At 62.0% G+C, this 13,595-nt stretch carries 13 protein-coding genes, 1 tRNA gene and 1 pseudogene; 9 read left to right on the plus strand and 6 right to left on the minus strand.

Features of this window, described 5'->3' with window-relative positions:
• Position 1 precedes the first annotated feature (1 nt).
• The 4 genes from ABID44_RS00665 to glpK all read left to right on the plus strand — a co-directional run bounded on the left by ABID44_RS00665 (position 2) and on the right by glpK (position 4,666).
• A complete protein-coding gene (locus tag ABID44_RS00665) occupies positions 2–916 on the plus strand; it encodes a carbohydrate ABC transporter permease (RefSeq protein ID WP_354149758.1) in 915 nt (304 codons plus the stop codon).
• A gap of 2 nt (positions 917–918) precedes the next feature.
• A complete protein-coding gene (locus tag ABID44_RS00670) occupies positions 919–1,206 on the plus strand; it encodes a DUF2160 domain-containing protein (RefSeq protein WP_354149759.1) in 288 nt (95 codons plus the stop codon).
• A 77-nt stretch (positions 1,207–1,283) separates the two neighbouring features.
• The gene (locus ABID44_RS00675; protein WP_354149760.1) at positions 1,284–3,008 is read left to right on the plus strand and encodes an ABC transporter substrate-binding protein; all 1,725 of its coding nucleotides are present in this window, start codon (positions 1,284–1,286) and stop codon (positions 3,006–3,008) included.
• Between the two features lie 143 nt (positions 3,009–3,151).
• A complete protein-coding gene (glpK, locus tag ABID44_RS00680; protein ID WP_354149761.1) occupies positions 3,152–4,666 on the plus strand; it encodes a glycerol kinase GlpK in 1,515 nt (504 codons plus the stop codon).
• A 93-nt stretch (positions 4,667–4,759) separates the two neighbouring features.
• On the opposite strand, the gene ABID44_RS00685 is transcribed toward glpK, so the two are convergent.
• The gene (locus tag ABID44_RS00685; RefSeq protein WP_354149762.1) at positions 4,760–5,275 is read right to left on the minus strand and encodes a BA14K family protein; all 516 of its coding nucleotides are present in this window, start codon (positions 5,273–5,275) and stop codon (positions 4,760–4,762) included.
• A gap of 320 nt (positions 5,276–5,595) precedes the next feature.
• On the opposite strand from ABID44_RS00685, the gene ABID44_RS00690 reads away from it, so the two are divergent.
• Positions 5,596–5,670 (plus strand) — tRNA-Lys (locus tag ABID44_RS00690).
• A gap of 20 nt (positions 5,671–5,690) precedes the next feature.
• On the opposite strand, the gene dprA is transcribed toward ABID44_RS00690, so the two are convergent.
• From dprA to ABID44_RS00710, 4 genes are read right to left on the minus strand one after another with little or no spacing between them, the layout of a single operon-like run.
• Complete coding sequence (gene dprA, locus ABID44_RS00695) at positions 5,691–6,821, minus strand: DNA-processing protein DprA (protein ID WP_354149763.1); 1,131 nt, start codon at positions 6,819–6,821, stop codon at positions 5,691–5,693.
• Positions 6,818–7,405 carry a glycerol-3-phosphate 1-O-acyltransferase PlsY gene (plsY, locus tag ABID44_RS00700; RefSeq protein WP_354149764.1) on the minus strand — a complete coding sequence of 196 codons (588 nt, stop codon included), beginning with the start codon at positions 7,403–7,405 and terminating at the stop codon, positions 6,818–6,820. Before plsY ends, dprA begins: the two co-directional genes overlap by 4 nt.
• Positions 7,406–7,435: 30 nt before the next feature.
• Complete coding sequence (locus ABID44_RS00705) at positions 7,436–8,722, minus strand: dihydroorotase (RefSeq protein ID WP_354149765.1); 1,287 nt, start codon at positions 8,720–8,722, stop codon at positions 7,436–7,438.
• A complete protein-coding gene (locus ABID44_RS00710) occupies positions 8,719–9,687 on the minus strand; it encodes an aspartate carbamoyltransferase catalytic subunit (RefSeq protein ID WP_354149766.1) in 969 nt (322 codons plus the stop codon). The genes ABID44_RS00705 and ABID44_RS00710 overlap by 4 nt, the downstream gene beginning before the upstream one ends.
• 118 nt (positions 9,688–9,805) lie before the next feature.
• Between ABID44_RS00710 and ABID44_RS00715 the strand changes: the two genes are divergently transcribed.
• Positions 9,806–11,479 (plus strand): acyl-CoA dehydrogenase family protein, encoded by a 1,674-nt coding sequence (locus ABID44_RS00715; RefSeq protein ID WP_354149767.1) that lies wholly within the window; start codon positions 9,806–9,808, stop codon positions 11,477–11,479.
• Between the two features lie 190 nt (positions 11,480–11,669).
• Positions 11,670–11,939, plus strand: a pseudogene (locus ABID44_RS00720) (DUF6105 family protein); the annotation flags it as partial.
• Between the two features lie 18 nt (positions 11,940–11,957).
• On the opposite strand, the gene ruvX reads toward ABID44_RS00720, so the two are convergent.
• Positions 11,958–12,434 carry a Holliday junction resolvase RuvX gene (ruvX, locus tag ABID44_RS00725; RefSeq protein WP_354149768.1) on the minus strand — a complete coding sequence of 159 codons (477 nt, stop codon included), beginning with the start codon at positions 12,432–12,434 and terminating at the stop codon, positions 11,958–11,960.
• 74 nt (positions 12,435–12,508) lie between these two features.
• Between ruvX and ABID44_RS00730 the strand changes: the two genes are divergently transcribed.
• Positions 12,509–13,216, plus strand: a complete 708-nt coding sequence (locus ABID44_RS00730) for a metal-dependent hydrolase (protein WP_354149769.1) — start codon at positions 12,509–12,511, stop codon at positions 13,214–13,216.
• A 78-nt stretch (positions 13,217–13,294) separates the two neighbouring features.
• On the plus strand, positions 13,295–13,582 hold the full coding sequence (gatC, locus tag ABID44_RS00735) for an Asp-tRNA(Asn)/Glu-tRNA(Gln) amidotransferase subunit GatC (protein ID WP_354149770.1): 288 nt from the start codon (positions 13,295–13,297) through the stop codon (positions 13,580–13,582).
• Positions 13,583–13,595: the final 13 nt, after the last annotated feature.

Here is a 13,595-nt window from a genome sequence, read left to right on the forward strand (position 1 = left end):
TATGGCGGGTTTCAACGAACGCACCGAGCGGGCGGCGTCGGCGCAGGCCAGCCGGGAAAGATCGTCCGGCATGTCGCAGGAGGCTATCGCCCGGTTGATGAAGCGCCGCGGCGAGGAATCCAGATGGTGGTGGCTGGTCCCCACCCTCTACATCCTGTTCCTGATGCTGCCGATCTACTGGCTCGTCAATATGAGCTTCAAGACCAACAGCGAGATCATCTCGTCGCTGACGCTCTACCCGCACGAGCCGACGCTGAGAAACTATCGCATCATATTCACCGATGCTTCCTGGTATTCCGGTTACATCAACTCCATCACCTATGTCGTTATGAACATGGTGATTTCGGTAGCCGTGGCATTGCCGGCCGCCTACGCCTTCTCGCGCTATCGCTTCCTTGGCGACAAGCATCTGTTCTTCTGGCTGCTCACCAATCGCATGGCTCCGCCGGCTGTGTTCGCGCTGCCTTTCTTCCAGCTTTATTCTGCGTTCGGTCTGATCGACACCCACATTGCCGTCGCGCTGGCGCACTGCCTGTTCAATGTGCCGCTGGCGGTGTGGATACTTGAAGGCTTCATGTCGGGCGTGCCGAAGGAGATCGACGAGACCGCCTATATCGACGGCTATTCCTTCCCGCGCTTCTTCGTGAAGATCTTCATGCCCCTGATCGCCTCGGGCATCGGCGTGGCCTGCTTCTTCTGCTTCATGTTTTCATGGGTGGAATTGCTGATTGCGCGCACGCTGACGACGACAGACGCCAAGCCGATCGCCGCCACCATGACACGCACGGTCTCGGCGGCAGGCATGGACTGGGGTCTGCTGGCTGCCGCCGGAGTGCTGACGCTGATCCCCGGCGCGCTCGTCATCTGGTTCGTCCGCAACTACATCGCCAAGGGCTTTGCCCTCGGGAGGGTCTGATCATGAACCTTAATCTGTCCTGGATGGCGTGGACCTGGCCAACCGCCACCTTCTTCATCGTGATCGCCCTGCTGCTTCTTGGCATGAGCGTGTGGGAATATGTCTCGCCGGGAGGAAATCCGCGAGTGGGCGCGCTTCGTTTCGAAACGACGCGCGGTGACCGCCTTTTCATATCGCTGCTTGGCAGCGCATTCATCCATCTCGCTTGGCTGGGGCTTGTCGGCCCCAGCCTGTGGTGGGCTCTCGCTCTCTCCGTAGTCTACGCCATAGCGGTGTTTCGCTACGTATAGGGGGAGAAACTGTTGGTTCGGCCGCATGCCGCGGCCGCTCCGAGCGTATGCATAACCTTTAACAGTGGAGGAAACTCATGCGACGGCAGCTTCTAACATCGTCGACAGCTATCGTCCTCCTGCTCGGCGCCGGCAGCGCCTATGCAGGCATGGACGAAGCCAAGGCATTCCTGGACAAGGAGATCGGCGACGTCTCGTCGCTCTCCCGCGCCGATCAGGAATCCGAGATGCAGTGGTTCATCGACGCCGCCAAGCCTTTCGCGGGCATGGAGATCAAGGTCGTATCCGAAACCATCACAACGCACTCCTATGAGTCTGAAGTGCTTGCCCCGGCCTTCTCTGCCATCACAGGCATCAAGGTGACGCACGACCTGATCCAGGAAGGCGATGTGGTCGAGAAGATCCAGACCCAGATGCAGACGGGCCAGAACCTCTATGACGCCTGGGTCAACGACTCCGACCTCATAGGCACGCACTGGCGCTATCAGCAGGTGCGCAACCTGACCGACTTCATGGCCAATGAGGGCAAGGACGTCACCAACCCGAACCTCGACCTTGACGACTTCATCGGCCTGTCGTTCACCACAGCGCCGGACAAGAAGCTTTATCAGCTTCCCGACCAGCAGTTCGCCAACGTTTACTGGTTCCGGTACGACTGGTTCAACGACGAGAAGAACAAGGCCGATTTCAAGGAGAAGTACGGCTACGATCTCGGCGTGCCGGTCAACTGGTCGGCCTATGAGGACATTGCCGAGTTCTTCACCGGTCGTGAAATCGACGGTAAACAAGTCTATGGCCACATGGACTACGGCAAGAAGGACCCGTCTCTGGGCTGGCGCTTCACCGACGCCTGGCTGTCCATGGCCGGCAACGGCGACAAGGGCCTGCCGAACGGCCTGCCCGTTGACGAATGGGGCATCAAGGTCGACGAGAACAGCCGCCCGGTCGGCTCCTGCGTGGCGCGCGGCGGCGACACCAACGGCCCGGCCTCTGTCTACGCCATCCAGAAATACCTGGACTGGCTGAAGGCCTACGCTCCGCCTGCGGCCCAGGGCATGACCTTCTCCGAATCCGGACCGGTTCCGGGGCAGGGCGAGGTTGCGCAGCAGATCTTTATGTACACAGCCTTCACCGCCGACATGGTCAAGGAAGGCCTTCCGGTGATGAACGAGGACGGCACGCCGAAATGGCGTTTCGCCCCGTCGCCGCATGGCGTGTACTGGAAGGAAGGCATGAAGCTCGGCTACCAGGACGTGGGTTCGTGGACGCTCATGAAGTCGACGCCGGATGATCGCGCCAAGGCCGCATGGCTCTATGCGCAGTTCGTCACCTCCAAGACCGTGGACGTGAAGAAGGCGCATGTCGGGCTCACCTTCATCCGCGAAAGCACCATCCGGCACGAGAGCTTCACCGAGCGCGCGCCGAATCTTGGCGGTCTGGTCGAGTTCTACCGCTCGCCGGCCCGTGTGCAGTGGTCGCCGACCGGCACCAACGTTCCGGACTATCCGAAGCTTGCCCAGCTCTGGTGGCAGGCCATCGGCGACGCGTCGTCGGGAGCCAAGACCGCGCAGGAAGCCATGGATTCGCTCTGCGCCGAACAGGAGAAGGTCATGGAGCGTCTCGGTCGTTCCGGCGTCCAGGGCGACTTTGGCCCGCAGATGGCGGAGGAGCACGACCTCGAATACTGGAACAAGGACGCCGTGGCGAAGGGCAACATCGCGCCTCAGCTCAAGATTGAAAACGAGAAGGAACAGCCGCAGACCGTCGACTATGACGAACTCGTCAAGAGCTGGCAGGAATAATCCTTCACACAGTTGCGCGGGGGCGGTTTCAGCCGCCCCCGTCCCCCATCCTGGATAAGTCATTCAAAACATAGCCTTGCATCCTTTCCGTCAAACCGGAAAAGATGCCGCAGACCGATCTGCATCAACGACGAGAGTACATCGTGGACGGATTCATCCTCGCCATCGACCAGGGAACCACGTCGAGCCGGGCAATCCTGTTCGACAGGAAAAGACAGGTTGTCGGTGTCGGCCAGAAGGAATTTGCCCAGCACTATCCCGCTTCCGGCTGGGTCGAGCACGATCCGGAGGAAATCTGGGAAACGGTTGTCGCCACCGTTCGGGAGGCTCTGAGGAAAGGTAGATGCCGCGCCGAGGACGTCGCGGCGATCGGCATCACCAACCAGCGCGAGACCGTCGTCATCTGGGATAAGGCGAGCGGCAAGCCGATCCACAACGCTATTGTCTGGCAGGACCGCCGCACAGCACAGATCTGCGTGAAACTGAAGAAGCAGGGGTTGGAGCCGAAGTTCACCCGCAAGACCGGCCTGCTTCTCGATCCATATTTTTCGGGCACCAAGATCGCCTGGATGCTGGACAAGGTGAAGGGCGCGAGGAAACGCGCCGAAAAAGGCGAGTTGCTCGCCGGCACTATCGACAGTTTCCTGATCTGGCGGCTTACCGGCGGCAAGGTGCACGCCACCGACGCCACGAACGCTTCGCGTACGCTCGTCTACAATATCGAGAAAAACGAGTGGGATTCGGAACTCCTTCGCATTCTCGGCATTCCGGCTTCGCTGTTGCCGCAGGTGAAGGATTGCGCCGACGACTATGGCGCGACTGATGAAAAGCTGTTCGGGGCCGCAATTCCCATTCTGGGCGTTGCCGGCGACCAGCAGGCGGCCACAATCGGGCAAGCCTGCTTCCAGCCCGGCATGATGAAATCCACTTATGGCACCGGCTGTTTCGCGCTGCTCAACACGGGCCGCGATCTGGTGCGCTCGAAAAACCGGCTGCTGACGACGATCGCCTATCGCCTCGACGGCCAGACGACCTATGCGCTGGAAGGGTCGATATTCATCGCCGGGGCTGCGGTGCAATGGCTGCGCGATGGTCTCAGGATCGTGAAACGGGCGGACGAGACCGGCCCGCTGGCGCGGCAGGCGGATCCGGCGCAGTCCGTCTACCTGGTGCCGGCCTTTGTGGGGCTGGGAGCGCCCCACTGGGACGCGGAGGCGCGCGGGGCGATCTACGGGCTTACGCGCAACACCGGTCCGGCGGAGTTCGCGCGGGCCGCGCTCGAATCGGTCGCCTATCAGACCCGCGATCTCCTCGACGCCATGCACAAGGACTGGAAGTCGAACGGCGCCGACACCGTCTTGCGGGTCGACGGTGGCATGGTGGCTTCGGACTGGACCATGCAGAGGCTGGCGGACATGCTCGATGCGCCTGTCGATCGCCCTACGATTCTGGAAACGACGGCTCTTGGTGCGGCGTGGCTTGCCGGATCGAAAGCAGGCGTGTGGCCTGGTATGAAAGAATTCGCGAAAAGCTGGGCGCTTGATCAGCGCTTCAAACCCGAAATGGATGATGCGACACGCGCCGCCAAACTCAAGGGATGGCGCGATGCGGTGCGCCGAACGCTTTCAACTGAATCAGGCGGCGCAAGGCGCGCTTGAGGTTGTTGATTTAAATTCTAAGAAAAACTGCATAACTTATTGATATAAAAAAGCCCGCGATTATCGCGGGCTTTTCCGATTGTGTTGATTCGATCAGTAATAGGGCGAGATGCACTGCTTGCGCGGCCCATTGTAAGGCTGGAAGGTGTTGTCGCCCGCCCTGTAGCTGCGATAGCGGTTGTAGCACCAGTTCACATGTGCATTTCCACCGCTATAGGCCGGAGGAGGCGGAGCGCTGTTGGCGATAGCCCCACTGATAATCATGCCGGTTGCGAAGGCGGCAAGCGGGAACCAGTAGTCGCCATGGCGTCTGTAGCCCGGCCTCGCGTCCCGATAGCCGCGGTGGCCGCGCCAGTACACATTCCCATTGGAATGCCGGCGAAATTCGCGCCTGTTCACTTCGCGGCGGTCAAACTGCCGCTGGGCAGGCCGTTTGAACCGGGGACGTACGCGATGTCCCGGCCTGTGATCCACCTGCTGCACATCGCCAATCGTAGACTGCACCTGGGCAGGAACATATATCGGCGCGGCGTTGGCCACGCCGATATCGACCGCCACAAAGGACAGCGTTATGGCCGATGCGAGCAGGCCTGTAACAATGCGTTTCATCATGTTCTCCTGAACTGCGATTTGTCCCTTTGAAAATATAATACCTTCGAGGTGAAATTGTTCCAGCGTAACCGTCAAGGCGTGGCGCGATGCATATCCCGGGGCGTCATTTCCGCCATTGTTCCCGCTCGTTGGCAGTTAACCGGGAAAGCGCGGGAACAGCCGCTTTTTCCGGTTGACCGGCCCGGCTGCGCTCCCTATGTTCCGGCGCAATTCGCGGCGGGAAAGCCTGCGAAACCGCCGGTGAACACATGCCCCGCATGGTCTGGTCTTCGGTGGTTTCAACGACAGGAATCAAGATTCCACCCGTGCGTCTGGATGGGCCGGTAGCTCAGCGGTAGAGCACGTGACTTTTAATCATGTGGTCGTGGGTTCGATCCCCACCCGGCTCACCATCCTTCGCATCACTTTTCTTTTATTGGGAAGCCAGAAGCGAGACGTGTCCGCCTGAGTGGCGTTCAAGCCTTCCGACAAGATCGAGCTCCAGCAGAACCATCTGCACCTGTGCCGGTTCCAGACCGGTATGGCGGATGATTTCGTCGATTTCCACGGGCGTCGGCCCAAGAGCCTCAACAACGAGCTGCCGCTCATCTTCCTGAGGTGGCGCGGCGACGGAAAGGTCCGCCTGCTCCTCAAGCGGCAATTGCCGCGGGTAGCTGTCGTCGCCGTATAGCGGCCTGACTGCATCGAGCACGTCGCTGGCTTCGGTCGTCAGGATCGCGCCGTCCTTGAGCAGCCCGTTGGCGCCCCCGGCGCGCGGATCGAGCGGCGAGCCGGGCACCGCGAAAACCAGGCGACCCATTTCTCCCGCCAATCTGGCGGTGATCAGCGACCCTGAACGTTTTGCAGCCTCAACCACCAGAAGGCCAATCGCCATTCCCGCCACAAGCCGGTTGCGGCGGGGGAAGTCCTGCGCGCGGGGCTGCCAGCCGAACGGCATTTCGGAAACGATGGCTCCGCCCTTGTTAACGATGTCGCGGCACAGGGCGGCGTTTTCCGGTGGATAGGGCATGTCGAGCCCGCCGGCCAGCACGCCGATGGTGCCTGTGTCGATGCCGCCACGGTGGGCGGCGGTGTCGATGCCGCGCGCGAGGCCGGATATGATAGCGTAGCCTTCCCGCCCTATTCGTGCCGCCAGGGAATCCGCGATCTTCGTGCCGTTGATGGATGCATTGCGGGCGCCGACCACGGAAATGGCGGGGCGACGCAAGATAGCCTCATCGCCGATCACCGCCAGCACGGGCGGAGGATGGTCTACCTGCTTCAGCAGGGGCGGGTAGTCCGGATCGCCGATGCACACGAAGCGCGCGCCAAATCCCGCGGCATGATCCATTTCCTGAAGGATTTCGGATTCGTCGGGTATGCGCACTATCCGGCGTGAGCCGGCGGACTGTACCAGCCCGGGCAGCATTTCAAGCGCCGCCTGAGCGGAACCGAATCGATTGATGAGATCCCGAAAGGAGGCCGGTCCGACATTCGGCGTCCGGATCAGCCGCAGCCAGGCGAGTCTTTGTTTGTCGCTCAGCCCGGGTACGGCGGGTTTCACCCTCTGGCCCCGATCCTGCCTTCGGTTCCGGCGGCAAGCCGCTGGATGTTGGCGCGATGCTTGATGAAGAGAATAACGCTCATCAGCGCAAACAGCCCGGCGAGTTGCGGGGAGGCGATGAACCACAAGGCTATCGGCACAGCTATGGCGGCGCACAGCGCCGCCAGCGACGAATAGCGGAACAGGACGGCGACCAGCAGCCATATTGCGGCGAAGATAAGCGCAACCTGCCAGGCGAGCCCTATCAGCACGCCAAGATAGGTGGCCACACCCTTGCCGCCTTTGAAACCGAGCCAGACGGGATACAGGTGGCCCAAAAACGCGCCCAGGCCGGCCCATGGAGCGAGTTCCGGCGCATAACAGCCGACGAGCAATACGGCCACCGTACCTTTCAACGCATCGAGCAGCAACGTTGCGGCGGCGAGCTTCCTGTTGCCGGTGCGCAGCACATTAGTCGCGCCGATATTGCCGGAGCCGATGGAGCGCACATCCCCCAGCCCGGCCGCACGCGTCAAAAGCAATCCGAACGGGATCGATCCCAGCAGATAGCCGAAGATCAGAGCCGCGACGGTCATGAAGGTCATGTTTCCCCCTGCTGGCCGGTTGGTTCCGTCCTATGCATCGAACACTGTGAGGCCGCCGACCATGGTTTGCAAGACCCGGCCTTGCAATCGCGCGCCCTCAAAGCAGGTGTTTTTCGACCGCGAGCGGATGCCGGCTTCGTTCACCACCCACGGTTCATTGAGGTCGAGAACGGCCAGATCGGCCGGCGCGCCCGGCTTCAGTGTGCCGCCGGGCAGGCCGAAGATGCGGGCAGGGGCAGTTGAAAGCGCCTCTACGATCCTGAGGAGCGGCACTTCGTCATTGTGATGGAGGCGCAGCGCGACGGCCAGCAGCGTCTCGAGCCCGATGGCGCCTGCAGCGGCATCCGAGAAGGGCAGCCGCTTGGTGTCGACATCCTGCGGATCGTGCGACGAGACGATGACATCGATCGTGCCGTCCTTGAGCGCATCGATCATGGCGAGACGATCTTCCTCGGCGCGCAGCGGCGGGTTCAGCCGGAAGAAGGTGCGGTATTCGCCGACATCATGCTCGTTGAGCGCCAGATTGTAGATTGCGACGCCGGCGCTGACATTGACGCCATCGCCTTTTGCACGGCGGATTGCGTCGGCAGCCATGCCTGTCGAGATTTTCGCGGCGTGATAGTTGCTGTGGGTAAGGCGGGCCAGCGACAGATCGCGCTCCAGCGGAATGGTTTCCGCCTCGCGCGGAATGCCGGAAAGACCGAGCCAGCTCGCATAAAGTCCTTCGTTCATGACGCCGGCGCCCGCGAGTTCGGCATCCAGTGTTTCATGCACGATGGTGGCTCCGAAATCGCGCGCATAAGTCAGCGCGCGGCGCATCACCAGCGAATTGGAGAGGGTGTGGCGGCCATCGGTGAAGGCGACGGCTCCGGCTTCGCGCAGCAGACCGAATTCGGTCATCTCGCGACCTTCAAGGCCCTTGGTGATGGCGGCGGCCGGAAAGATGTTGACGCAAGCCGTGTCGCGCGCGGTGCGCAGAACGAACTCCACCAGCGCGACATTGTCGATGACCGGATCGGTGTCCGGCATCATGACGACGGAGGTGACCCCGCCGGCGGCGGCGGCCTGGCTGGCGGAGGCTATCGTTTCGCGGTGCTCGCCGCCCGGTTCGCCGATGAACACACGGCTGTCGACCAGTCCGGGAATGATCGTTCTGGCCGTACAGTCGATGACGGTCGCACCTTCCGGCGCGCCCTGATTGAGCGCATCCTTGCCCGCCGCGGCGATCCTGCCGTCCTGAACGACGACGCTGCCGGTTTCGTCCAGCCCGCGTGAGGGATCGACGATGCGGGCATGGCTGAAGATCGTGGTGCTCATGCGCTCGGCCCCTCCGGGTTGCGGCGCGGATCGAGCAGCGCCTCCATTACCGCCATGCGCACCGCGACGCCCATCTCCACCTGTTCCTGAATGACGCTTTGAGGCCCGTCCGCGATCTCGGAGGCGATTTCGACGCCCCGGTTCATCGGACCCGGATGCATCACCAGCGCATCCTCTTTCGCCGCTTTCAGTTTCTCGGCATCGAGGCCGAAATAGCGGAAATACTCGCGCACCGAAGGAACGAAACTGCCGGCCATGCGCTCGCGCTGAAGGCGCAGCATCATCACGACATCGGCGTTTTTCAGTCCTTCCTCCATGTTGCGGAAAACGTTGACGCTCATCTGCTCGATGCCGGAGGGCATCAGCGTCGAGGGTGCAACCACGCGCACCTGTGCGCCAAGCGCGTTGAGCAGGATGATGTTGGAACGGGCGACGCGCGAATGAAGAATGTCGCCGCAGATTGCAACCGTCAGCCCGCCGATCCGGCCTTTGGCGCGGCGGATGGTCAATGCGTCGAGCAGAGCCTGTGTCGGGTGTTCGTGCGTGCCGTCGCCGGCGTTCACCACCGAGCAGCCGACCTTCTGCGCCAGCAGCGCGGCGGCTCCGGCCGACTGGTGGCGGATGATGAGGATGTCGGGACGCATGGCGTTCAGCGTCATCGCCGTGTCGATCAGCGTCTCGCCCTTCTTCACGGAAGAGCTCGCCACGGACATGTTCATGACGTCGGCGCCGAGGCGCTTGCCCGCCAGTTCGAACGACGACTGGGTTCTGGTCGAGGATTCGAAGAACAGATTGATCTGCGTGCGCCCGCGCAGGGTCGAGGTTTTTTTCTCCGACTGGCGCGAGATGGATACGGCCCGATCGGCGCGTTCCAGCAAATTCTCTATGTCGGGCGGGGAAAGGTCCCTTATGCCAAGCAGATGGCGGAGGGGAAAGAGCGGCAGGGGCGCGTCTGTATGTGTCATCTCAGCGGCGTGCTATATGCGCAGCCGAACTGGCCTGCAAGCGCCTGCGTTGTATTCCTGGAGGGTCTTCCCCTATTTTCATCGCCCGAACATGCGGCCATGAGCTATAAAGCCGCCAATGTTGCGGATTCGACAAGCCGCCAAGACACAGGGACATTGCGTGACAGACGACGTGACGAACCAGCCGCCACCGCTCACGGGCGCCAACGCCTGGAGAGGCGATCCGCTGTTGATCCAGCTTGCCGAACAGTTTTCGGAACCGGCTCGCAGGGACCTCGATGGTCTGGGCCGCTTCGTGCTGACGCATGAAGCACAGGACCTGGCGCGGCTCGCCAATACCGAAACTCCGCGTCTGCGCACCCACGACCGCCAAGGCAGGCGGGTCGATCTGGTGGAATATCACCCGGCCTATCATGCCCTGATGCGCCGCTCGGTCGCCAACGGGCTTCATTCCTCCATCTGGGAGAATGGCGACGCCGAGATCGGTCGTCGCCATCAGGTGCGCGCCGCGCGGTTCTACCTGACTGCGCAACTCGAGGTCGGCCATCTGTGCCCGATCACCATGACGAGCGCCTCTCTGGCGGCGCTGATGGCGAACCCCAAGATTTTCCGTGAATGGGCGCCCCGCGTGACCACACGCAAATATGACCAGACCCAGAAGCCCCCGGTGGAAAAGACGGGCCTGACGTTGGGCATGAGCATGACCGAGAAGCAGGGCGGCACAGATGTGCGCGCCAATGTAACCCGCGCGGAGCGCGCGGGCTCGACGGGCTTCTTCCGGCTGACCGGCCATAAATGGTTCATGTCCGCCCCGATGTCCGACGCGTTCCTCGTTCTGGCGCAGGCCACGGAAGGTCTGTCCTGCTTCCTCGTGCCCCGCATTCTGGGTGACGGCAGCAACAACGGATTCCACTTCCAGCGGCTGAAGGACAAGCTCGGCAACCGTTCCAACGCCTCGTCCGAAGTTGAGTTCGATAACGCCATCGGCGAGATGGTGGGCGAACCGGGCGCGGGCGTGCGCACCATCATGGATATGGTGACGTTGACACGGCTCGACTGCGCCGTTGCGTCGGCGGCTCTGATGCGCGCCGGATTGGCCGAAGCGGTGCATCATTGCCGTCACCGCGAAGTATTCGGCAAGAAGCTGGTCGATCAGTCGCTCATGCAGCGCGTTCTGGCCGACATGGCGCTGGATGTGGCGGCGGCGACCGCGCTCTCGTTCCGCCTGGCGCGCTCCTTCGACGAGGCGGCCGGCGACAGGGGCGAGGCGGCTTTCGCGCGCGCCATGACGCCGGTAGTGAAATACTGGGTCTGCAAGCTCGCGCCCGCGCTGCTTTATGAGGCGATGGAGTGCCTGGGCGGTAACGGCTATGTCGAGGAAGCGCCGCTGGCGCGCTATTATCGCGAGGCTCCGGTCAATGCGATCTGGGAAGGCTCGGGCAATGTCATGGCGCTCGACGTGCTGCGCGTTCTGGGCCGCGCACCGGCCCTGTTCGACGATGTGCTGGCGGGAATCGACCGAGACCTCGGCGCGAGCGGGCATGGCACGGTTGGCGTGCTGAAGGCGGCGATGCAGGTGGCTTCCAGTGACGAAGGCTCGGCCCGCATCCTTACCGAGCAGCTTGCGCTTGCCGCGGCGGCCGCAGAGCTGCGTCGGCTGGGGGCGGGGCGCATAGCCGACGCGTTCGTGGAGACGCGGCTGGCGGGGCAGTGGCGCACCACCTATGGCCTGCTCGATTCGCGGCACGATGCGCGTCTCATCATCGACACGCTCTATCCGCCGGCAAGCTGATATTTCCGACACCGGGAAAGCTGCCGGTTCCCGCGGCCGTTAACCATAGTTAACGGAATCCGTTGCATGGGCGGTCTGCGCGCTTCAAAACTATGGTTATCAAACCGTTAATGAGTGGGATGACCGAGGCTATGCCGACTGCAAGACCGGAACAGGCCGGTGTCGCCCCAAAAGCGGGGAGCCTGTTCTGATGCGCTATATATTCGCGCTATGGGCGGCTCCGCTCATCCTTTTCTGGGGATGGTTCTTCCTGTCGCTCAACGACATGAACTTCGGCTATGTGATGCTGAGCCGTCAGCTGCACGATTTCGTGTTCAGCCTCTACGGCGAAACATTGGGCATCGATCCGGCGGTCATTCCAGGCCTTGTGGCCCGCGCCTGCATCATCGACACCGGGTTGCTTCTTGCGTTCTGGGCGTTCCGCCGCAGGCGACAGATCGCGGCGTGGGTAAGGAAAAAACGCGGACTGGAAACAGATTCAGTCGTCGCCCCGCAACTTGCGCAGCCTGTCGAGGACGCCTTGCAGGATGAAGGAAGCGGCGGCCGAATCGATCTTCTCGCCGCGCCGCGCGCGGGAAAAATCCATTTCGATCAGGGTGCGCTCGGCAGCCACGGTCGATAGGCGTTCGTCCCAGAACACGAAGGGCAGTTCGGTCAACGGTTTCATGTTGCGCACGAAAGCGCGCGATTTTTGCGCGCGAGGCCCGTGCGATCCGTCCATGTTCACCGGCAGCCCGATGACGATGGCGCCGACATTTTCTTTTCCGAGCAGCGCAAGCAGCGTTGTGGCGTCCTGCGTGAATTTCCTGCGCATGATGACGGGACGGGGATGGGCGAAGGAGAGGCGCGCATCCGAAACGGCGACGCCGATGGTCTTGTCTCCGAGATCGAGGCCGGCAAGGGTCTGGCCCGGTTGCAGGCGTGTCGCCAGTTCTTCCACTTCAATGACGTTCAAGATGGCCCGCTTTCCTTTGACATGCGTGAGGAGGCTTCTATCCTCGCCGCGAATAAAAATCGAGGACGTGCGATATGAAACTGACCTGGTATGGCCATTCCGCATTCTGCATAGAGACCGGCGACGCCAAAATCCTGATCGATCCCTATCTGGTCGGCAATCCCGTCTGGCAGGGCGGCTGGGAAGAACCGGCGGAGGGTGTGACCCATGTTCTGCTCACCCATGGTCATGACGATCACATCAGCGGTGCGGCCGAGATCCTGAAGAAGTCCGGCGCCATGCTGGTCGCCAATTTCGAGATCTGCATGTATCTGGTCGGCAAGGGCGTGAGCGGCGACAGGATCAATCCCGGCAATATAGGCGGCACGGTCGATTGCGGCGGCTTCACCACAACCTTCGTGCAGGCGCTGCATTCCTCGTCGGCCTCGGCGGATGGCGGCGGCAACACCTATCTCGGCAATCCGGGCGGGCTGGTGCTGCATTTCCCCGATGCGCCCACGCTCTACCACATGGGCGACACCGACATCTTCTCCGACATGGCGCTGATCAATGAACTGCACGAGCCGAAGATCGGAATCGTGCCGGTCGGCGATCGCTTCACCATGGGCGGTGCAGTGGCGGCGCTCGCCTGCCGGCGCTTCTTCAGTTTCGAAACCGTCGTACCTTGTCATTTCGGCACCTTCCCGCTTCTGGACCAGACGGCCGACAAATTCGTGGAAGGCATGGAAGGCGCTGGCGTGAAGGTCGCGCTGCCGGAGATCGGCGAGCCGATAACGATCTGATCGGCAGATGTTGCACCTGCCTGCCTGCACCGCTATAGCGCAGGCAGGTTCCAAACAGGCTTTGAAGCGGACTTTCACATGTCGGTCGATCTGGATACGGTCAAGCGCGTCGCGCGCCTCGCACGCATTGCGGTGAGCGAGGAGGAAGCGGCGGCGATGGCTGGCAAGCTCAATTCCATTCTGGGCTTCGTCGAGCAATTGAACGAGGTCGATGTCACCGGCGTCGAGCCGATGACTTCCGTAATCCCGATGGAGATGAAGAAGCGCGTGGACGCGGTGACCGACGGCGACAAGGCCGACGACATCGTCGCCAACGCGCCGGCTACGGAAGAAAATTTCTTCCTTGTGCCGAAGGTTGTCGAATAGCCCTTCCGGCAAC

It is taken from the genome of Aquamicrobium ahrensii, assembly GCF_040545755.1.
Lineage (GTDB): Bacteria > Pseudomonadota > Alphaproteobacteria > Rhizobiales > Rhizobiaceae > Mesorhizobium > Mesorhizobium ahrensii.